Origin of the sequence: Campylobacter concisus (assembly GCF_902460665.1) — a bacterium.
Taxonomy (GTDB): domain Bacteria; phylum Campylobacterota; class Campylobacteria; order Campylobacterales; family Campylobacteraceae; genus Campylobacter_A; species Campylobacter_A concisus_AL.
Genome location: NZ_CABPUR010000008.1, coordinates 24,014 through 45,623 on the forward strand (window position 1 = coordinate 24,014; position 21,610 = coordinate 45,623).

The following is a 21,610-nucleotide window of genomic DNA, read 5'->3' on the forward strand; positions in this document are numbered from 1 at the left end:
TTTTCTTACATTGATTCCTGCAACTAATTTTATAATCAATCCATATGATATATATAAAACACATGCATTTAATTTTCCAAAGACATCCGCTTATCAAAAGTTAAGAGAGATAGAACCAATAAGAATAGCACAAGTAAAACCATCTTCGATTATTTTAGGAACTTCAAGACCAAAACATGGGTTAGACGCTAATCATAAATACTTTAAAAATCCTTCATATAATCTTGCGATTCCATCTGGAACTATATATGAAAACAAAAGATTACTTAAATTGTCAATCGAACAAGAAAATTTAAAATATGTCTTGTTGGGGCTAGATTATTTAATGTTTAGTACAAAAGATAAAGAAGGGAGCGAAATAGAAAACAACAATAACTTAATGAAGTATATATTTAGTATAGATGCATTAAAAGATAGTTTAAAAACGATATTAGGAATAGGAGAGTCCACTGTTTTAAATAACGGTAACGCTATACCATTAGCTAAAGTTAAAGATTACAAAGAGACTTTCAAATCAGTAGAAAAAAACTATTACAAAAAGAACTCAAAAAATTACACATATACAAATACTGGCAAAAGTAGCATTCAAGATTTTGAGGATCTTTTAGAAATAGCCTATAAAAACAATATAAATATGGATATAATCTTCAATCCTTCTCATATAAGACTTTGGGAGTCCCTTGATTATTTTATTGGACTTGATGCTTGGTATAAATGGAAAAAGGATGTCGTATTGACAGTAGAAAAAGTGGCTAAAAAATACAATAAAAAACCATTTAGAGTAGTTGATTTTGCCGTTTATCACAATATAACCAGCGAAAAAATACCTACAGATAGTGCCAAAATGAAATATTATTTTGAAAGTAGTCACTATACGCCTGAACTTGGAAATATAGTGTTAGATATACTTATGGGCAAAAGCGAATACAAAGATTTTGGCGTAGAAATAACCAGTAAAAATATTGATGCCCATATAGAAAAACAAAAGAGCCTTAGAAGTAAATTTATAAATACGCAAGAATACAGACACGAAGTTTTTGGGGATTAGTGCTAAACAAATTTATTTAAAAGCCAAGATTTTATATAATCCCCAATAAAATTTAAAGGCAAAATTTTGCAACGATACCCGACAAAACAGATAAAAATTCGCGATATTTTAATAGGCGGTGACGCACCAATATCCGTGCAGTCGATGACCTTTTCAAAGACAAAAGACGTAAAAGGCACGCTTGAGCAGATACAGCGGCTTTATTTTGCGGGCTGTGATATCGTACGTTGCGCAGTTTTTGATAAAGAAGACGCCAGCGCGCTAAAACAGATCGTTGCAAGCTCCCCAATACCAGTCGTTGCAGACATTCATTTTAATCACACCTATGCACTCATCGTTAGCGAATTTGTCGATGCTATCCGCATAAATCCAGGCAATATTGGCTCAGCCAAAAACATAAAAGCAGTCGTTGATGCCTGCAAACAAAGAAATTTACCTATCCGTATCGGCGTAAATTCTGGCTCACTCGAAAAGCAGTTTGAAGACCGCTATGGCCGCACTGTGGAAGCGATGGTGGAAAGTGCGATGTATAACATCAAGCTTCTTGAAGATTTTGACTTTACAGATATCAAAATTTCTCTTAAATCAAGCGACGTTGAGCGCACTATGCAAGCTTATCGTGCCCTTCGTCCAAAGACAAACTATCCATTTCACCTAGGTGTAACAGAGGCTGGCACTACATTTCACGCTACTATCAAGTCTGCGATCGCGCTTGGCGGGCTTTTGCTTGAGGGCATCGGCGATACGATGAGGGTTAGCATCACAGGTGAGCTTGAAGAGGAGATCAAAGTCGCAAAGGCGATCTTAAAAGATAGCGGCCGTCAAAAAGAGGGGCTAAACATCATCTCATGCCCAACATGTGGACGTTTGCAAGCTGATCTCATGGCAGCAGTTAAGCTAGTAGAAGAAAAAACAAAAGGTATAAAAGAGCCGCTAAATGTCTCAGTCATGGGCTGCGTGGTAAATGCGATCGGTGAGGCAAAAGGTGCGGATGTTGCCATAGCGTTTGGCAAAGGAAATGGCATGATAATGCGTCATGGCGAAGTGGTCGCAAGGCTGCCTGAGAGCGAGCTTGTAGATAGATTTTTACAAGAGATCGACGATGAGATAAAAAGTAGAGACTAAAGGAAAAGTTGTGGCAAAGCAAAGAGTTAACGAGATAGAATTTACCAACCTTTACGACATTGATATGGAGCGAGCTATACTAAGCTCCATTTTGCAAAACAACGATATTTTAGGTGAAATTTTTGACATTATTAAGGCAAAGGATTTTTATCTAAAAGGGCATTCGCAAATATATGATGCAATGGTGGCATGCCTAAATAGCGATGATCCTATAACTATGCCATTTTTAAAAAATAGACTTGGCGAAAAATACGACGAAGAGCTAATACTAGATATTTTGGGTACAAATTCCCTAATAGACATTCAAAAATATGCAAATGAACTAAGAGAAAAATCTATAAAACGAAGTCTTGTAAAGATCGCTCACAATATACCAAGCAAAGTAAATGAAGATAAGCCAAGCCGCGATATGGTCGATGATCTTAGCCAGGAATTTTACTCTTTGATAGAAGGTGGAAGCACTGGAGTTATAAAAGAAGGCAAAGAGATCATCATGAAAATGATGGATCATATTAATGCTCAGGCCTTGCTTGGCGAAAAAGATATAGTTGGACTTGACACTGGATTTAAAAAGCTAAATGAGATGATAAAGGGCTTTAAAAATGGTGACCTCATCATCGTCGCAGCTCGTCCAGGCATGGGAAAAACGACACTTTGTTTAAATTTTATGAGTCAGGTTTTAAAAAATAATGCCGGAGTTGTTTTCTTCTCGCTCGAGATGCCAGCTGAGCAAATAATGATGAGAATGCTAGCAAGCAAGACCTCTATCCCACTTCAAGACATAATGACCGCAAAGATGGATGATGAAGCGTTGGCTAGATTTAGCGATGCTTGCGATGAGTTTGCTGCTAGCAAGCTTTTTGTACATGATAGCGGCTATGTAAACATCCATCAAGTAAGAACGCAAATGCGAAAACTAAAGGCTATGCATCCTGAAATTTCACTTTGCGTGATCGACTACATCGGTCTTATGATGAGTACAAATAACTACGCTGATCGTCACGTCCAAATAGCTGAAATTTCTCGCGGATTAAAGCTTTTAGCACGTGAGCTAGATATGCCAATCATCGCCCTTTCTCAGCTAAACAGAAGCCTAGAATCTCGCGCAAACAAGCGCCCTATGCTAAGCGATCTAAGAGAGTCAGGTGCGATCGAGCAAGATGCTGACATCATTCTTTTTGTTTATAGAGATGAGTTTTATCTAGAACAAGAAGAAAAAGAGAAAGAAAAACGTGCGAGTGCCGAGGGCAAAGAGTACAAGAGCAATCACGTCTTTAATAAGCTTCAAGAAAAGGCTGAGATCATCGTTGGCAAAAACAGAAATGGCGAAACTGGCTCAGTTGATGTGCTCTTTCAAAAGCAACACTCAAGGTTTGAAGATATGTCTGCAATGCCAGTATCTGATGTTTCATTTGAAGGCTGATGCGTTTTAAAGCTTTAAAAAATAGAGAAATTTTTACTATATTTTGCCTGTTTTGCCTTTGCGTTTTTTCTATAAATTTGGCTATTAGCTATCATAAATATCAAATTTTTATGGACAAAGGCGAACAAGAGCTAACAGCAACCGTGATTTCTAGCTACGAAAAGCTTGGAGATGACGGCAAGAAAAGGCAAATTTTAAAGCTTAAAACTGATGAGTTTTCATTTTATACGCTTGGAGCTAAAACAGATGACTTTAAAGCTGGAGATAATATATTTCTAAGCATCATAAATTTAGACGTTAGTTTTAAAGACTATCTTGCTTCCTCCTTTTACATGCCTAGCTTTTCACGCGAAAAACTGCCACAAAAAGCCACACTAAATATCAACCAAAAACTACAATCACTAATCTACGCCCAGCATGAAAATAGTAAAATTTCACAGCTCTACTCGGCTCTATTTTTAGGCACAAGTATTGACGGCAAGCTAAGAGATGATGTCTCGCACCTTGGTATAGCGCATCTTATAGCCATAAGTGGCTATCATTTAGGTTTCATAAGTGCGGTTATATTTTTTGTATTTAGGCCGCTTTTAAAATTTTTATATGCGAGATTTTTACCTTTTAGAAACTACAACTTTGATCTAGCCATTATCGTTTTTATAGTCTTGTCATTTTACTTTTTTATAATAGGCTTTATACCAAGCTTTTTGCGAGCGTTCTTAATGAGCATTTTAGGATTTTATTGTACGTTAAAAGGCGTCAAAATTTTAAACTTCAAAACACTTTTTATAGTGGCACTTGTTAGTATATCGCTCTTTCCGCAGCTACTTTTTAGCGTAGGTTTTTACTTTTCACTCATGGGCGTTTTTTACATATTTTTATATTTTAAACATCTAAAAGATAAATTTTCGCCTTTCATTCATCTTATACTTTTAAATTTATATGTTTGCTTTGCAATGGAAATTTGCGTGCTTTATTTCTTTCCACTCATTAGCTTACAGCAGCTTAGCGTCCTTGCTATCAACTACATCTTTAGCGTTTTTTATCCATTAAGTGCTGCGCTTCACATCGCTTCGTATGGCGACATTTTTGATGGATTGCTAAATAATATGTTAAATTTTAGACTAAGCTCGACTAAAATTTTTGTGCCAGCTATTATTTTTATCTTTTATAATATCGCTTCACTTCTAGCTATAAAATTTAGATCCATATTCTACATTTTGCCGCTGCTTGGGCTCTTGTGCTTTTTCGTTGCTAGCTATAAAATTTACACCTAAGCGATCTTCATGCCATAAAATTTCATTATCTTGTTGTGAATCATCAAAGATATATACATTATAACAGCGCCTAAAATTAGCCTAGTTAAGTTTGTGTCCTTTTGCCAAAAGACTAAATTTACGATGATAGCAGCTGGAATGAGAGCGTTATTCATGATGGCAAGCACACCACTATCGACTTCGCAAGCACCTTTATTCCACATAAAATATCCAACTCCACTAGCGACTATGCCAAGCCAGAGAAGCACTAAAATTTGCGTTGAAGTAAGTGAAAATTTGGCTGGGTTGCCAAGAGTAAGAAGCGCAACGACAGCTACAAAAAATGCACCAAAGTGAAAGTAGCCAAAGACATTTTTTTGATCCACGTCAAATTTTTCTAAAAGTGCCTTATATGCGCTCTGCCCTGCTCCAAAGCAGATATTTGCCGCTTGCACTAGCAAAAAGCCCTTTAATACACCATCGTTTATAGCGCCATATTTTATAACCGAAGCTCCAAAAACCGCAACGCCAACGCTAAATAGGTAAAGTGGTCTAAATTTAAAGCTAAATGCGTCATAGATAAGCGTCACATAAAACGGCGTAAAAATGGTAAAAAGTGCGACTTCTGGCACACTTAGATACAAAAATGAATTGTAATAAAATAGATACATAAGCCCTATTTGCACCGCTCCGATCGCCATTATGCCAAATGCTAGCTTTGGACTTATGCCACGAAATTTTGTAAATGGCAAAAAGACTAAGCTCGCAAGCGCAACCCGAATAAAAACAGCCAAATAGCTATCAACCTTGCCAGCTAAAAACTCACCTATCAAACTAAAGCTAAACGCCCACAAAATGGTTACAAAGATTAGTTTATTCAATTATCACCTCATTTATTTTTCTTGCACATTCAAAAAAATACTCAAGTTTATTTAGCTCAAGTAAATCGCCATCAAGTATGAAATTTGCCCTATCACTAAAATTTTTCTCACTCACAAACAAAAATTCTTCATATTTTATCTCGCCATCAAGATAGCCATTTAGCAGATCAATAAAATCACTATCAAGCTTATCTTGCTTCAAATCTTGCAAATTTAACTTTGCATTTAAGCCTTTGATTGTGCTTTCTAGCTCTTTTAGGCGAGTGATTATCCTATTTTCTTCATCGCTTAAATCAAGTGCCGCCTTTTGCTCTTCTATGCGCTTAACTTGACTTTGTTTGCTAAGACTTAAGCTATCAGGTAGCTTCCACTCAAACTCCACTCTAGGCCTATTCGCATCAGCGTAAGCGCCTATCATCTGCGAAGTCGTCCTCTCACCTTTTTTAAAGCTGTTATTATTCACACTTTGCGTATCTTTTAAGTAAATTTTTGGAGCAAATTTACTCTTTTGCTTCTCATTTTCTTGCTCTTTTATAAATTTTTCCTGCTCCATTGCTCCAAGTTTTGCGCTTATATCATCTTTGCTAAAATCAGGCATCATTATCTTTGAACCAGCGTTAAAGCCGATCTCGCCATTTGAGAGCAAATTTATCCTTGAGTTTAGCTCAGCTAGCTTAAGCCCAAGCTCGTCAAGCTCAGCTCTTTTTTTACTAAGAGTAAAATTTATCGCATCAAACTCAGCTTTATTTATCTCGCCATACTCAAACCAAAACTCATTTTCAGCCGCAGCCTTGGCAAAGCTATCTACAAATTTTGTCTCTAAATTTATAAGCGAATTTAGTGCAATGGCGTTGAAATAGACCTTTGCGACCTGAAAAGCAGTGAGATTCATCAGCTCTTCATCTTTATAAATCTTCTCCACACCCTTGTGATCTAAAATTTTATCAGCAGCCTCGCTCGCACCGCCATCAAAGATGAGATACTCAACCTTTGCCGTGATCGATCCAGCCTTTGTCATATATCCGCCCTTTAGCTCGTCAGGCACAAAGGTATATCTGCCATCAAGGGATAAATTTAGCTTTTTGCTCTTATTTTTATTTATATATTCATTTTTATTAAATTCTTTCAAGCTCTCAAGCTTCGCACTTTGCGCCAGAGCGATGATCTCTAGTAAATTTCCAGCCCAAAGAGGCAAAGCAAAGAGCAAAACTGCTAAAATCTTCTTCAAATTCTCTCCCTTTCATAAAATTTTCTTATAAATTTATCAAGATTATAAACCCATGCAAAGAGTACTGGCACGACAAGTAGGCTAAGCAAAGTCGAGCTAATGAGCCCAAAGATGATGCTTATGGCCATAGGTGAATTTGCCTCAAACCCAGCTCCTCTGCTAAGTGCCAGCGGAAGCATAGCAAATATCATCGCAAAAGTGGTCATCAAAACAGCCCTTAGGCGCTTTTTTGCAGCCATTTTCACAGCTTCGTTTGCCTCTATGCCGCTATTTGCAAAGTGGTTTGCAAAATCAACTACCAAAATGGCGTTTTTACCGACCATGCCAAAGAGCAAGATGACGCCAACCATGACAAATAGGCTAAATGGATTGCCGCTTATAAAAAGTCCGATCACCACGCCACAAAAGGCAAGCGGCATGGCAAGCATGATGAGAAAAGGCAGCAAAAAACTCTCATAAAGTGCAGCTAGCACCATATAAATAAGCACCGCGCTCGCACTTACTGTAAAGATAAACGAAGCGTTTGTATCGTCCATGAGCTCTACAAATCCAAGAAATTTATACTTGAAATTTGCTGGCAAAATTTCATCAAGCTTCTTTGAAATTTCATTTGCCACACTATTTAGCGGAGCGTTATTTTTGGTATTTGCTAAAAATTTGATCTCATCGGCTCTATTAAACCTTGAAATACTAGCTGGCTTTTGCTCAAAACTAATCGTCGCCACATCGCCAAGTGTCACGAAAAAGCCCTTTTTGCTTCTTATCTTGGTCTTTAAGATATCATTTGTATCGCTTCTAAATTTATCATCAAGGCGCATATAAAGCTCATACTCTTTGCCATTTTCGTTTTCAAAAACAGAGACCTCATTCTGGCCAAATGCACTATAAACAGTGCTTGCGATGCTGGCTTTATCTAAATTTAGCCTTTTAGCCTTATCTTCATCGATAGAAATTTGCACGCGCTTTAGCAGGTCTTCTTCGGGCGAATTTACGTCCGTTACGTTATTTATCTCTTTTAGCATCTTGCTGATCTTTGGCACAAATTTCTCTAGCTCTTTACCATTTTCAGAGGTGATAGTAAGCTTAACTGGCTGTACATCGCCACCTTCAACCACTGGCAGATCAGCCACGATGACGCTCATATTGTCACTTTTTAGCTTGTCACGAAAACTTTGCATGATGGCATTTTGCCGCTCGTGATTAGCTCTATCTTTTAGCTCCTTTAGCCTAACGTAAGCCTTTACAAGATAAGGCTGCTTGGCATCTGTGTAGCCAAGGATGAAGTAGGCGTAAGCTACCTGCGGATCGGCGTTTATGAGTGAAATTTTATCTTTTAGCTTCTCTTTGCTAGCTTGCAGGCTAAGTGAGGGATCAAGCTTAAAGTAGATGTTAAATTCCGAGTTATCCTCACTTGGCATGAAGTCACCGCCTACAAATTTAGCCAGAGCAAACGAGCAAACAACGACTACAAGCGTTATGGCTAAAAATATGAGCTTAAATTTAAGCGCTAAAGCTAAAATTTTCTCATAGAAATTTTCAAGCGCCTCAAAAAACGGCTCACTCTTTAGAAAAAAGCTACTTTGTTTGGCATTTACAAACCTAGCACTAAGCGTTGGCACAAGAAATATGCTCACAAAAAACGATATGACGATGCCAGCTGCCACGCTCATCGCAAATGAGTTAAAGTACTTGCCAACGATGCCGCTCATAAAGGCGATAGGCACAAAGACGCAAAGCAGCACGAGCGAGATCGCAAAGACGCTAAATGCTATCTCTTTTATACCTGCAAAGCTTGCTTTTAGGGCATTTGGCTCATCTTTTAGCTTGCTAGCGATATTTTCAGTAACAACTATCGCATCATCGATGAAAATTCCGATACCAAGGGTCAGCGCTATGAGGCTTAAGCGGTTTATGTCGTATCCTAGGGCATTTATGATGAAAAATGTCGCCACGATACTAGTTGGGATCGCTACGACTGAGATGGTAGTGATCGAGAAATTTCTTAAAAACAGATAGACGATCACGATGGTTAGCAAGACGCCAAGGATCATATCAAAGGCGGTTTGATCGATGTGCTTTTGTATCACTTCGCTCTTATCGTAGGCTATTTTTACGTCATATTCGCTGCCAAGCAGGCTTTTAAACTGATCTAGCTTTACTTTAGCTAGAGCGATCACGGTTAGAGCGTTTGCGTCTGGGGCTAGCTCAAGACCCAGCAAGACGCCACTTTTTTTATCCATTATCGCTGCTTCGTTTGCGTCTTTGTAAGAGAGATCAACGCTTGCGATATCTTTTAAAAATACTCCTTGTTTGATAGTTAAATTTCTTATCTCATCTATGCTTTTGGCGCTAAAATTTGACTTGATCGCCATTTGGATTTTTTTATTTTCTATCTTGCCAAGTGGCGCTTTTAAATTTTCAACCTTTATCAAATTTGCCACTTCATTTGCGCTAAGCGCGTTTTTATCAAGCTTAAATCTATCAAGTAAAATTTTCACCGCTGGCTCTAAAAAACCATTTGTCTTGACCTTTGAAACGCCGCTAATTCGCTCCAAAAATGGCTTTGCCACGTCATCGATCTCTTGCATGAGCTTGGTTTGATTATTATCAAGCCTTGTGATAAAGAGACTAAAGACAGAAGATGAGAGGCCATTTAGCTTTTCTATCTCGTAGTTTGCGTTTAAACGTGCCTTTTGCATCTTATCGCGGACGTCGTTTGTAGCGCTCTCTAGGTCTTTATTTAGCTCAAATTCGATGCTAACTACACTTAGATTATCAAAGCTAGTTGAGTAGAGCTTTTTTATCCCCTCGATACTTGAGATCTCGTCCTCGATCTTTTGCGTGATCTTAGTTTTTATATAGTTCATATCGCCGTTTGCGTAGGTCGTGATCTTAACGATTGGGATATTTACTTGTGGGTATAAATTTACATTCATCGTCTTTAGTGAGTAGATGCCAAAGACAACGAGGCTTAAAAAAACCATTAATGTAGTTATAGGGCGGTTGATGGCTGTTTTTATCATTTATTTTCGCCGATTATCACTTTTCCTTGACCAAACATGCCTGGCTTTAGTCCGCTGCCATAAGCCTGGGCGTAAAATTTCCTGGTCTCTCTTTTTATCTCTGGATAGATGAGCGCGATCTTAACCTCTTTTTCTTCGCTTATTGCGTCAAGTTTAAATTTAAACGTATCGCCAACTTTTACTAAATTTGCATATTTTTCATCGATCGCTATTAAAATTTTTACCTCATTTGAATTTAAAACAAAGGCTGGCTGAAGCGGCGAAGCACTCTCGCCAAGTTCGACATTTTTACTAGCTATGACGCCATCGAAAGGAGCTTTTAAAACAGCTTTTTTAAGGCGATCTTGCGCATTTAAAATAGCGATTTGTGTACTTTGAACCTGAAGTATCGCTTCGTCAAATTTATACTTTACTTCGTCAAATTCTTGCTTTGAAGTGACATCCCTTACTTGAGTAAATTTGTTTAAAGTATTTTTTGCAAATTCACTAGCATTTTTTGCCAGCTCAAGATCATTTTTTGCCTTTTTTAGAGCGATTTCTAAGCTGCTTTGATCAAGAACAGCTAAAGTGTCGCCTTTTTTAACGTGGCTTGAAACATCTACAAAAATTTTATCCACCTTGCCACTACCCTCAAATGCAAGCTTTGAACTTTGCTTGGCATAGACTTCAAAATCAGCAAAAATTTCCTCACTAGCAAATGAAAAAACGCCAAATATCATTAAAATTATCAGCTTTTTCAATCTTTAATCCTCTCTAAAATCGGCTCACCTTTTTCAAAAAAGAACTCCGCTTTTTTGATCTCAAGCTCATCTTTTGCCCCTTCAAAAAGGCTAATTGCATCAAATTTTTGAGAGAGTGCCTCAAGCAGGTCGCTATATCCCAAAAGCCCAGAGTTATACTTCTCATAGCTAGCTTTTAATGCCAAATCGCTTGCTTTTACATATTCGTTTAGTGAAGCGATTTTTGAAGTAAGCACCACGATTTCACTTTGCAAATTTTTAAGCCTTGTCTCGTTTTCACGCTTTTTATACTCCAAATTTAGCCTTGCCTCATCAAGCGCGATCTTTTGGGCCTGACTCATCTTGCTAGTGGCGAAAAAATCAAAAATTTTCCATTTAAAAGCGATACCAAATTTATTGCCATGAGTATCTTCTTTTAAGTATTTATCCACGTATGAGCGGTAAGAACTAAATCTGCCTAGATCGATATCGTAATTATTTTTATAAAATCCATATGTGTCATAAAGCAAAATTTGAGGCAAAAAACCAGCTCTTGTCTCGCTAAGCTTGGCCTCACCTAAAAATATATCTTGGCTTAGTCTATCAAGCTCAGCATTCTTTGAAGCTAAATTTGAGCTAATATCAGCCATCTTTGCTCCAGCTACTGGCAAAATTTTCTCACCAGTCAGCAAATTTATCTCATTTAAGATTTGCTCCATTTTGTTTTTGTATTCAAGCTGCGTACTATTAGCTAAGTAATATTTAGCCCTTACATTTTCAAGCTCATCTTTTGCGGCAAGCCCTGCAATGTTTGCCTTTTCAAGCTTATCTAAAACACCTTTTAAAAAATTTGCTTGAGCTTGTTTGGCTGTGATTATATTTTCAAGTGCAGCTGCGTTAAAGTATAAATTTATAGCCTTAAATGCAAGGTAGTTTTTAGCTTCATCACTAGCGATCACGGCTTTGTTTTTTAAAAGCTGGCTCATCTTTAGCCTCGCCTCTCTAGCTCCGCCATCATATAGTAAAAAATCAATTCTAGCCAGCACACCGGCTGACTCTTTAGCGACTATGCTTGGAAAAGTGCTTGCATTTTTGCCGTATGAGCCCTCTAAGCTGAGGCTTGGCATATATGAGCTTAATGTGGCTTCATCGTTTAAATTTGCTCTTTTTAACTCAAGCTCTTTGATCTTTGAAATTTCATTTTGCGTTGCTTTGTTTGCGATCACACTTAAATTTGAACCAAGCAAAAACACTGGCAAAAAAATGAATAAAAATTTTTTCATTAGTGAAAGCTTTTTACAAGATTTCCTATTAGTAAATTCCAGCCATCAACAAGCACGAATATGAGCAGTTTAAATGGTAGTGAGATCATTACAGGAGGAAGCATCATCATACCCATAGCCATTAACACTGAGCTTACGACCATGTCGATGACAAGAAATGGCAAATAGAGCAAAAACGCTATCTCAAAAGATGTCTTTAGCTCACTTATCATAAAAGCTGACATTGCGATACTTAGCGGTATCTCTTCAATATTTGCTGGATTTTGTAAATTTCTAATCCTAAAGAAAAGTGCAAGGTCTTTTTCTCTTGTGTTTTTTACCATAAATTCTTTAAAAGGCTTTAAGCTTTTATCAAGCATCTCTTCATAGCCTATCTGCTCAGCTATATAAGGCTTTATGCCATCATTATAGCTCTTTTGCCCAACTGGCTCCATGATAAAAAATGTAAGAACCATCGCAAGCGAGATGAGCACTGTTGAAGGAGGCACTTGTTGCGTGCCCATCGCTTGGCGCAAAAAAGAAAATACGATAACAAGCCTTAAAAAACTTGTCATCATAAAAATGAGCGAAGGAGCGAGTGCAAGTGCGGTGAGGATTAGTAAAACGTTTAGAGAATTTACAAGTTGCTCGGCATTTGTTGGAGAATTTAGACTTAAATTTATAGTTGGTAAGGCCGGATCAGCCCCAAAAACCGTGCAAAGTAAAACCGCTAAAGCAAGCAGTGCTTTCACGACTAATTCCTCATATCAAGGATACTTTTCTTAGTAGCCTCTTTATTTTTTGGCTCAAGCGATATGAAGTGAATTTCTACCCTATTATTCTTAGCTCTGCCATCTTCTGTGCTGTTGCTAGCGATCGGATCAAACGAAGCTTTGCCAGAAGCTATTATTCTATTTTGTGGTACGCCATCGTTGATTAACTCTTCAACTACGCTTAAAGCCCTTGCAGTTGAGAGCTGCCAGTTATTTTTATAAGCTGAGTCTTTACTTGGTTCTATATTATCTGTATGGCCTATGATATCGGCTTTTACATCATTAGGCATTTTCGCCACAATCATGCCTATTCGTTTTAAAAACAGCTTCGCATCTTCGCCAGAAATTTCAGCACTATCTTTCTCAAAAAGCATAGCTGCTGGAAGCCTTACGATAAAGCCATCTTCACTCTCTTCCATCGTAATTTCAGGTGCCCCGCTAGCAGCTAGCAGCTCATTTATCTTTTTAACATTCATATTTAGCTCACTTTGTGAGCCCTTTTGCTTGCTTACCTTTTTTGCACGAGTATTTTCTGGATCCGTCTCTTTTTCTATCTGATTTTCAGGTCTAGCACCACCTTCAAGCACACTCAAAGCACCAGCTAGTGAGCCAACGGCGGCCTCCATCTTTTTAGCATCCATTGTCGCCATAGAAAGTAATAAAACGAAAAAACAAAGCAAAAGCGACATAAGGTCGCCAAAAGCAGCTAGCCACTCAGGCATACATTTTGGACACTCTTCTGGTTTTATTAACTTACCCATTATTCAAACTGACTTTTTCTATCTTTTGGTGGTAAAAATGCTAAGAGTTTAGCTTCAAGCGTTCTTGGATTATCGCCTGCTTGTATCGACATGATTCCCTCAAGTACGACTTGTTTTTCAAGTGCTTCATCAGCATCGCGAATAGAGAGGATATTTGCCACAGGCGCACCGATGATGTTACCTATCATCGCACCATAAAGTGTCGTAAGCAAGGCAACCGCCATTGATGGACCGATCGCACTAGGATCCGACATGTTAAGAAGCATCGCAACAAGACCAATGAGCGTTCCTATCATACCCATCGCACCCGCAAAACCGCCGACTTGCTCAAAAATTTTAATATTATTTGAATGCCTTGTGCTAGTTTGATCGATATCGATCTCCAAAAGTGCTCTAATCGCATCTGGTTCATTGCCATCGACCGCCATTGAGAGGCCTCTTTTTAAGAACTGATTTGTCTCATTATTTACTTCGCTTTCGAGCGATAAGATACCATCACGTCTAGCTTTAGTTGAATAATCGACTATTTTTTTTATAGTCTCAGGTAAATTTACTACGACTGATGGCTTAACAGCAATGCCATAAAATTTACCAATTCCTTTAAGCGTCTCCATCTTGAAGCCAACCATCATAACGCCGATAGTACCACCAAAAACGATCATCACAGAAGGAATATCGATGTATGGTCCTATACCAACGCCTATCGCCATTGATCCAAACAAAAGCACCAGGGTCAAAACCCAGCCGACGACGGTTCCTAAATCCATTTAAGCTCACTTTATTTATAAATTCTTAAGAATTGCTATTTTATTAGCTTTTTGTTGAAACAATCGTTAAATTAAAAAAAATGTTTGCCATTTTTTGCTACAATCTGCGAAATTTTTAACGTTAAAAGGCTTAAAAATGAACAATACTTCAATCATAATTTTAGCTGCTGGTCTTGGCACTAGAATGAAATCAAAACGTCCAAAAGTCCTATTTGAACTTTGCGGTGAGCCAATGATCATTCACATCTTAAAGCAAGCTTATGCGATCACAAATGACGTTAGCGTCGTGCTTCACTACGAAAAAGAGTTAATTAGCAAAAAGATAAAAGAAATTTTCCCTCAAACTAAAATTTTCGAGCAAGATCTAGCAAATTTCCCAGGCACTGCCGGCGCGATAAAGGGCGTAAATTTAAGCGGCGAAAAGGTGCTTGTCACTTGCGGCGACATGCCTATTGTAAAATCAACCGATCTAATGCGTCTAGCAAATGCCGAAGCAGATGTGGTTATGAGCTCGTTTGAAGCAGCAAATCCTTTTGGCTACGGTAGAGTTATCATAAAAAACGGCAAAGTTGAGGCCATCGTCGAGCAAAAAGATGCGAGCGAAGCGCAACTTGCCATAAAGAGCGTAAATGCTGGCTGCTACTGCTTTAAACGCGAGGCGCTAGAGCAAATTTTACCGCTCATAAGCAACCAAAACGCACAAAAAGAGTACTATCTAACGGACGCCATAAAAATAGCAAATGAAAAGGGCTTAAAGTGCGTTGCAGTAAATGTAAATGAGCAAAATTTCATGGGCATAAATGATAAATTTCAGCTAAGCATCGCTGAAAAAATAATGCAAGATGAGATCAAACAAAATTTGATGAAAGCTGGCGTTTTGATGCGCATGCCTGAGAGCATTTTCATAGACAGCAGGGCTAAATTTGAAGGCGAGTGCGTGCTCGAAGAAAACGTCAGCATCCTTGGCGAGTGCGTCATCACCGAGAGTATCATCAAAAGCTCATCAGTGATCGAAAGCAGCGTCATCAAAAACTCAGACATCGGCCCGCTAGCTCACATAAGACCAAATTCTGAAATTTCTGACACACACATAGGAAATTTCGTCGAGGTTAAAAAAGGTGTTCTTAGCGGTGTAAAAGCTGGGCACTTAAGCTATCTTGGCGACTGCGAGATAGAAAGTGGCACAAATATCGGTTGTGGCACGATCACATGCAACTACGACGGTAAAGCAAAATACAAAACCAAAATCGGCAAAAACGTCTTTGTAGGCTCAGATACGCAGCTAGTTGCCCCTGTAAATATCGCTGATAACGTCATCATCGCAGCTGGCAGCACTATCACAAAAGACGTTGAGAGCGGGGCTCTAGCTATCAGCAGGGGTCGCCAAGAGAATAAAAGCGGCTTCTTTGAGAAATTCTTTGGCAAAGACGATGTTAAAAAATAAGAAGATTTTACTAGCCGTTTGCGGTAGTATCGCCTTTTATAAGGCATTCGAAATTTTATCGCTGCTTAAAAAGAAAGGCGCTGATGTTTATGTGGCTTTAAGTGACGGCGCGCTTGAATTTTGCAGTGTAAGCGGCTTTGAAGCGCTAAGCGAGCATAAAATTTTAAGCTCACAAACGCAAAACTGGCAAGATGGCGTAAATCACATATCCTACTCTAAAATGGATCTAGTGCTCATCGCGCCAGCCTCGGTAAATACGATAAATAAGCTAACAGCTGGCATCTGTGACAATGTCTTCATGCAAACGCTAATCGCCGCCTCACACGTGCCTTTAGTTGTAGCTCCGGCTGCAAATAACAATATGATCGAGCACTTCGCTACGCAAAACTCACTTGAAATTTTAAAGAAAAACGGCGCTTTAGTGGTTGAGCCAGTTCTTAAAACTCTAGCTTGCGGTGACGTTGGCAAGGGTGGTCTTGCGAGTCCTGAGGTGATAGTAGAAGCCGCCATTAAAAGGCTTAGTAGGCCTCTTTTTGCAGGCAAAAAAGTAGTGATCACTGGTGGCGCGACGACTGAAAAGATAGATGATGTAAGAGCCATTACAAATTTCTCAAGCGGAAAGATGGCGATGGCGATTGCAAGGGCTTTTTACTACGCTGGCGCTGATGTTACGCTACTTGCTAGCTTTGAAACCGCAAACGAGCCATTTGAATGCCTTAAATTTAGCTCAAGCAGTGAGCTTTTAGAGCTTTGCAAGAGCGAGTGCGAGAGCGCGAATTTACTTATGATGTGTGCTGCAGTAAGCGATTTTATGCCGACAAAAATTGATGGCAAGATAAAAAAAGAGGACGTTGGCGAAATTTTAAGCTTAAGTCTAAAGAGAAATATCGATATTTTGCAAAGCTTAAAAGAGTTTAAATGCAAAAAGATCGGCTTTAAGCTTGAAATCTCAAGTGAGAGCGCACACAAAAACGCTAGAGCAATGCTAGAGCAAAAGGGGCTTGACGCAGTTTGTCTAAATATCTTAGGTGAGAAAAATGGCTTTGCAAGCGAGCAAAATGAGGTAAATTTCATCACGAAAAATAGTGAAACTTTGCTGCCGCTTGCCGCAAAAGACGAGATCGCAAGACATATCGTGGAGCTAGCGGCAAATTTATGATAGAGAAAATTTCTCGCATTCAAAAAATAGCAAAAAATGCAAATTCACCGTTAGTAGCTATAAATTCGTCACTTCCGCTTAGTATCTTAGTAAGCCAAAAGATCGGCTTTAACAGATACATTTTAAATTTCGCAAATAGAAATTTAAACACAAAAAGCGCAAAAGAGCTAAACGTAGGCTCGAGATACTGGGGCGAGGTGCAAAGCCAGGGCGAAAATATCGTCATAAAAAATTTATACGAAAAGCCAAGAATTTTAGACGAAGATGTCTTGGCTGATGGGCTAAATCTTATCGAAAATTTGATAGAAAATGAGAATTTATCGTGGTTTTATGACCATTTATTTAAAAGTTTAAGTGAAGCTAAGACAAAAGATGAGATGAAAGTGCTAGCGAAAATGCTCTTTGCTCTGCAAGAAAATGTCGTGCATATACCATTTATTTATAATGGTACAAACGGCGTTTTTCAGCTAAAAAAAGAGGAGGAGGATATGAAAATTTTTTTAATATTTTCAAATTTTGCTCCACTTATTTTTAAATTTAAAGATGAAGTTTTATACGAGATCACGACTCCATTTAATAATGTAGCTAGCTTGCTAAAAAAGGAATTTAGCACAAATATAACAGTGCAAAATGTGAGTGCTCTTTGGAGCAAAAAAGAACAAATTATTGATATAAAAGGCTAAAGATTGAATGAATTAAACCACCTTGCTATTATCATGGATGGAAATGGACGCTGGGCTAAAAAACGTGGATTTTTGCGGACAAATGGGCACGAAGCCGGAGCAAATGTAGTAAGCGATATGTGCGAATTTTGTATCGATAATGGAGTGAAAATTTTAAGTCTTTACGCATTTAGTACTGAAAACTGGAAAAGGCCACAAAAAGAGGTTGAGTTTTTAATGAATTTGCTTAAGAAATTTCTCATTTTAAAACGTACTGACTTTATAAAAAATGGGATTAAATTTAACACAATCGGCGATATTTCGCCATTTAGCGATGAGCTAAAAAACGAGATAGAGATCACCAAAAACGCTACAAGAGAGAATAAAAATTTATTGTTAAATTTAGCTATAAACTACGGCTCAAAAGACGAGATCATCAGAGCTGCAAGAAAGCTAACTTTAGAAGGTGTAGATATAAACGAAACAAGCCTAAATGCAGCACTTGATGAGAGTGAGCCAGTGGATCTTATTATTAGAACTGGTGGTGAGAGTAGGCTTTCAAATTTCATGCTTTGGCAGGCAAGCTACGCAGAGCTATTTTTTACGCCCACACTTTGGCCTGACTTTAACAAGAATGAGCTTACAAGCATCGTTAGCAAATTTAAAAACATAGAGCGAAGATTTGGCGGAGTTTAGCAAAACAATGGATAATTTAGTCATCTTTTTTGCCGTTTTTACTTTTGTTTTGGGTATTTGTGTGGGCTCATTTTCAAATGTACTGATATATCGCTTGCCACGAAATGAAAGTATAAATTTTCCAGCTTCTCATTGCCCAAACTGCGATCATAAGCTAAATTTTTATCACAATGTTCCAATTTTTTCGTGGCTATTTTTAGGCGGCAAATGTGCCTTTTGCAAGCAAAAAATAAGCCTCATCTATCCAGCAATCGAGCTAGTTTCTGGGATACTTTTTCTGATCTGCTTTTTTAAAGAGTGCGGCGAAATCTTAAGCGTAGAAACCTTGCTTTATGCGCTATTTTTAGGGCTTTGCTTTATCATGCTACTAGCTCTTAGCGTCATAGATATAAGATATAAAGCTGTGCCAGATCCGCTTCTTTTTGCGGCGCTATTTTTCGCACTTATCTACGCTCTGATGTTTTTTATAGTTAAAGGAAATTTTGCCCAGATTTTAAATTTATTCCTTTTTGCACTTATCTTTTGGGTGCTTAGATTTGTCGTAAGTTTTGCCATAAAAAAAGAAGCGATGGGTAGCGCAGATATCTTTATAGCAGCGATCATCGGAGCTATCTTGCCAGTCAAACTGGCTCTAGTGGCGATCTATCTTGCAGCACTTTTTACACTTCCAGTCTATGCGGTCGTTCAAAAAAAGGGCTACGAGCTGGCTTTTGTGCCATTTTTAAGTCTTGGCTTACTTATTACATACGCTTTTAAAGAGCAAATTTTAGAAATTTTAAGGTTTATTTATGAGTAGAGTGAATAGATATCTTTTGTTTAACTTCCTAGGGACTTTTGCATCGCTATTTAGTACGCTTTTTTTGATCATGTCGATCGTATTTTTCATCCAGATCGCGCGCATCACTTCTTACATCGAGATCAGCTTTGGCGAGCTCTTTAAACTCTACTCATTTATGCTTCCACGCGTGCTACTTTTTGTCGTGCCTATCGCATTTTTTGTATCACTTGCGATGACTCTTTTTAGATTATCAAAAGAGAATGAAAGTATCGTTATCTTTACGCTTGGTGGATCGCCAAATAAAATAGCAAGATTTTTTTTAGCATTTTCAGCCCTTTTAAGTGCCGCTTTGCTGGTAGTTGCCATCGTCATGATACCAATAGCCGCACAGCTAAATGCAAATTTTATTGATTATAAAAAGACTGTTGCAAAGCTAAATTTAAAACCAACTCAGTTTGGACAAAAATTCTCTGACTGGATGGTCTATGTGGGTAGTGAAATGCAAGATAACAACGGCACTACTTATAAAGATATCGTGATGTTTAATCCCTTTGTCAAAGACTCACAGCGCCTAATAACCGCTAAAAATGCAAAGATCACTAATACAAATCAAAGCATTGAGCTCTCTTTAGTAGATGGAAAAATGTATGACATAAAAGATGAAATTTATCATCAAAGCAACTTCAAATCTATGAAGATAAGGACTGCACAAAGTGAAGAGATAAGCGGTATAGGCAGTATAAAAGAGTACTGGGCTGAGGCAAATAGTAGTGAAAAAAGAAGAAAAGATCTTAGTACGTATGTACTTGTTGCACTATTTCCACTTGCCAGTACACTTTTTGCCATAAGCTTTGGCATCGTTACTTATAGATATGAAAAAGGCATGGTTTATGTTGGGACATTTGGCGTTTTATTTGGGTATTTTACGCTCATAATGCTATTTTCATCAAAGCCAGCTTTTGCAATTCCGCTAATATTTTTCGTCTTTTTATTGGCAGGAATTTTGCTTTTTAAAGCCAAGATCATGCAAAGATACTAATGAAAATCCAACTAATTTATAGCTACGATGGCTCCAAATTTCAAGGCTCGCAAACTCAGCCGCATGAAAATGGCGTAGAAGATGAGCTCTCACGTGCTCTGGCTCACGTTGGAATATTTGAAAAAATAGTCTCTAGCTCACGTACAGATAAAAAAGTTCATGCGATTAATCAAAGCTCAAGCGTAATTTGTGGCGGTCATTTTCAAAATTTAGAGCATCTAAAAGAGCTAATCAACCGCCATGCCCACCCAAATATTCATATAAAACGTATAAATTTAGTTGATGAAAATTTTCAAGCAAGATTTGACGCCGTAGCAAGGTCTTATAGATACATTATAGATCATGGAGAATTTGATGTTTTTAGCTCAAACTATAAAGTCTTTTTGCCAAAATTTGATATCAAAAAAGCAAATGAAATTTTATCTAATTTTGTTGGCGAGCATGATTTTAGCTCCTATATGAAAACAGGAAGTGATACAAAAAGCTCAGTGCGAGAAATTTTTAAGGCATTTTGCTATGAATACAAAAACCAAACTATCATCGTTTTTAAAGCGAATGGATTTTTACGCGCTCAAGTACGGCTTATGGTTGCAAATCTGCTTAAAGCTTTAAGTATAAAAGATGGTGGTGAGCTCATCAATGCTTCGCTTAATGGACACCTTGCCTTAACTCGTATCCCAGCTCCAGCTGAAGGACTTTATCTAAATAGAGTTTTTTATAAATTCAACTAGGTATTTAGAATATTTGATAGTAAGCTTACTTAAAATATTAAATAGGGAATCCTAACCCTCCTTCAAATCTTTAACGCAGTAAATGATAAAGAAAAACTTTTTAAGATCCACTCTAACTCACCTAAAGCCTGCCCACTTGGTAGCAAGATCGAGGGGCTTTTGACTGGTCACTTCCTAAAAGCACAAGAAGCTTTAGAGAATAGTTTAAGAAGTATTACTTTACAAGATCTATTAGATGAACTTATTAATTTATAAAATTTAAAAAGTAGACAAACTAAGTTATAGAATTTAAAAATTAGGCAAATATATAAAAACCAATCTATTTTTTTATTAGGAACGCTATGCGCTCCTAACTATTTTTATATACTTTATGTAAGAATTTTTATAAATTTCTAGATTTATTACTCTTTGCTCTTCTCTTTTTTAGCTTTACTCTTTTTCTCTGCTTTATCTTTTATGTTTTCTTTCTTATCTTTGACTTCTTTTACGCTATCTTTAGCACTATCTTTTTTCTCTTTTACTTCATCACTCTTTTTACTTACTTTTTGTTTTGTGTCATCTTTTTTAGATTTTGCTTTAGCTTTTGTTTCATCTATCTTTGTAGCACCTGATACTGATATATCTGATTTTAAATTTTCAAATGTCTTATCACCTATACCATTTACATTTTTTATATCTTCTATTGAGTTAAATTTATTTGCTTTTCTATACTCTATTATTGCATCTGCCTTTGAAGATCCTATACCATCTAAACTCATTAACTCTTCTTTTGTGGCAGTGTTTAAATTTATGGCTGCTAGTAATGTAGAAGCTGCTGCTAATAGTGAGAATATAATCT

21 protein-coding genes are annotated in these 21,610 nt (G+C 37.6%); 12 read left to right on the forward strand and 9 right to left on the reverse strand.

The genetic code is table 11. The features are described from left to right. From F3G66_RS09510 to F3G66_RS09160, 4 genes are all read left to right on the forward strand, one after another. The coding region (locus F3G66_RS09510) for a hypothetical protein (protein ID WP_188115858.1) at window positions 1-1,048 on the forward strand (1,048 nt) is incomplete at its 5' end. A gap of 66 nt (window positions 1,049-1,114) precedes the next feature. Next, window positions 1,115-2,173: a flavodoxin-dependent (E)-4-hydroxy-3-methylbut-2-enyl-diphosphate synthase gene (gene ispG / locus F3G66_RS09150; protein WP_149707870.1), complete on the forward strand. Its 1,059-nt coding sequence runs from the start codon at window positions 1,115-1,117 to the stop codon at window positions 2,171-2,173. A 10-nt stretch (window positions 2,174-2,183) separates the two neighbouring features. Next, a complete protein-coding gene (locus F3G66_RS09155; protein ID WP_149707871.1) occupies window positions 2,184-3,596 on the forward strand; it encodes a replicative DNA helicase in 1,413 nt (470 codons plus the stop codon). Continuing rightward, complete coding sequence (locus tag F3G66_RS09160) at window positions 3,596-4,870, forward strand: ComEC/Rec2 family competence protein (RefSeq protein ID WP_149707872.1); 1,275 nt, start codon at window positions 3,596-3,598, stop codon at window positions 4,868-4,870. Before F3G66_RS09155 ends, F3G66_RS09160 begins: the two co-directional genes overlap by 1 nt. Here the strand turns inward: F3G66_RS09160 and F3G66_RS09165 are convergent. From F3G66_RS09165 to F3G66_RS09200, 8 genes are read right to left on the reverse strand one after another with little or no spacing between them, the layout of a single operon-like run. After that, window positions 4,867-5,730 carry an EamA family transporter gene (locus F3G66_RS09165; RefSeq protein WP_149707873.1) on the reverse strand — a complete coding sequence of 288 codons (864 nt, stop codon included), beginning with the start codon at window positions 5,728-5,730 and terminating at the stop codon, window positions 4,867-4,869. The two genes, F3G66_RS09160 and F3G66_RS09165, sit on opposite strands and share 4 nt — an antisense overlap. Further along, on the reverse strand, window positions 5,723-6,958 hold the full coding sequence (locus F3G66_RS09170) for a TolC family protein (protein WP_149707874.1): 1,236 nt from the start codon (window positions 6,956-6,958) through the stop codon (window positions 5,723-5,725). The genes F3G66_RS09165 and F3G66_RS09170 overlap by 8 nt, the downstream gene beginning before the upstream one ends. Continuing rightward, a complete protein-coding gene (locus tag F3G66_RS09175; RefSeq protein ID WP_149707875.1) occupies window positions 6,955-9,981 on the reverse strand; it encodes an efflux RND transporter permease subunit in 3,027 nt (1,008 codons plus the stop codon). Before F3G66_RS09175 ends, F3G66_RS09170 begins: the two co-directional genes overlap by 4 nt. Beyond that, window positions 9,978-10,721, reverse strand: coding sequence for an efflux RND transporter periplasmic adaptor subunit (locus F3G66_RS09180; protein WP_149707876.1), 744 nt, complete (start codon window positions 10,719-10,721; stop codon window positions 9,978-9,980). Before F3G66_RS09180 ends, F3G66_RS09175 begins: the two co-directional genes overlap by 4 nt. Beyond that, on the reverse strand, window positions 10,718-11,983 hold the full coding sequence (locus F3G66_RS09185; RefSeq protein WP_149707877.1) for a TolC family protein: 1,266 nt from the start codon (window positions 11,981-11,983) through the stop codon (window positions 10,718-10,720). The genes F3G66_RS09180 and F3G66_RS09185 overlap by 4 nt, the downstream gene beginning before the upstream one ends. Further along, on the reverse strand, window positions 11,983-12,705 hold the full coding sequence (gene fliP, locus F3G66_RS09190; RefSeq protein ID WP_374048483.1) for a flagellar type III secretion system pore protein FliP: 723 nt from the start codon (window positions 12,703-12,705) through the stop codon (window positions 11,983-11,985). The genes F3G66_RS09185 and fliP overlap by 1 nt, the downstream gene beginning before the upstream one ends. Before the next feature lie 11 nt (window positions 12,706-12,716). Next, window positions 12,717-13,496 (reverse strand): OmpA/MotB family protein, encoded by a 780-nt coding sequence (locus F3G66_RS09195; RefSeq protein WP_149707878.1) that lies wholly within the window; start codon window positions 13,494-13,496, stop codon window positions 12,717-12,719. After that, window positions 13,496-14,263 carry a motility protein A gene (locus F3G66_RS09200; protein ID WP_021091276.1) on the reverse strand — a complete coding sequence of 256 codons (768 nt, stop codon included), beginning with the start codon at window positions 14,261-14,263 and terminating at the stop codon, window positions 13,496-13,498. The genes F3G66_RS09195 and F3G66_RS09200 overlap by 1 nt, the downstream gene beginning before the upstream one ends. 136 nt (window positions 14,264-14,399) lie before the next feature. On the opposite strand from F3G66_RS09200, the gene glmU reads away from it, so the two are divergent. The 8 genes from glmU to F3G66_RS09700 all read left to right on the forward strand — a co-directional run bounded on the left by glmU (window position 14,400) and on the right by F3G66_RS09700 (window position 21,027). After that, a complete protein-coding gene (gene glmU, locus F3G66_RS09205) occupies window positions 14,400-15,707 on the forward strand; it encodes a bifunctional UDP-N-acetylglucosamine diphosphorylase/glucosamine-1-phosphate N-acetyltransferase GlmU (protein WP_149707879.1) in 1,308 nt (435 codons plus the stop codon). Continuing rightward, a complete protein-coding gene (gene coaBC, locus F3G66_RS09210) occupies window positions 15,694-16,866 on the forward strand; it encodes a bifunctional phosphopantothenoylcysteine decarboxylase/phosphopantothenate--cysteine ligase CoaBC (RefSeq protein ID WP_149707887.1) in 1,173 nt (390 codons plus the stop codon). The genes glmU and coaBC overlap by 14 nt, the downstream gene beginning before the upstream one ends. Then, entirely contained in the window at window positions 16,863-17,549 is a 687-nt protein-coding gene (locus F3G66_RS09215; RefSeq protein WP_149707880.1) for a hypothetical protein, read from the forward strand. Before coaBC ends, F3G66_RS09215 begins: the two co-directional genes overlap by 4 nt. A 3-nt stretch (window positions 17,550-17,552) precedes the next feature. Next, a complete protein-coding gene (gene uppS, locus F3G66_RS09220; protein ID WP_149707881.1) occupies window positions 17,553-18,224 on the forward strand; it encodes a polyprenyl diphosphate synthase in 672 nt (223 codons plus the stop codon). Window positions 18,225-18,231: 7 nt separating this feature from the next. Then, complete coding sequence (locus tag F3G66_RS09225; RefSeq protein WP_149707882.1) at window positions 18,232-19,020, forward strand: prepilin peptidase; 789 nt, start codon at window positions 18,232-18,234, stop codon at window positions 19,018-19,020. After that, the gene (locus F3G66_RS09230) at window positions 19,013-20,041 is read left to right on the forward strand and encodes an LptF/LptG family permease (RefSeq protein WP_149707883.1); all 1,029 of its coding nucleotides are present in this window, start codon (window positions 19,013-19,015) and stop codon (window positions 20,039-20,041) included. Before F3G66_RS09225 ends, F3G66_RS09230 begins: the two co-directional genes overlap by 8 nt. Beyond that, a complete protein-coding gene (gene truA / locus F3G66_RS09235) occupies window positions 20,041-20,772 on the forward strand; it encodes a tRNA pseudouridine(38-40) synthase TruA (protein WP_149707884.1) in 732 nt (243 codons plus the stop codon). The genes F3G66_RS09230 and truA overlap by 1 nt, the downstream gene beginning before the upstream one ends. Window positions 20,773-20,838: 66 nt before the next feature. Beyond that, window positions 20,839-21,027: an Rrf2 family transcriptional regulator gene (locus tag F3G66_RS09700; protein ID WP_223154265.1), complete on the forward strand. Its 189-nt coding sequence runs from the start codon at window positions 20,839-20,841 to the stop codon at window positions 21,025-21,027. 146 nt (window positions 21,028-21,173) lie between these two features. Here F3G66_RS09700 and F3G66_RS09850 read toward each other — a convergent pair. After that, window positions 21,174-21,610, reverse strand: a 437-nt coding sequence (locus F3G66_RS09850; RefSeq protein ID WP_410470321.1) for a ComEA family DNA-binding protein, incomplete at its 5' end; no start/stop codon positions are given.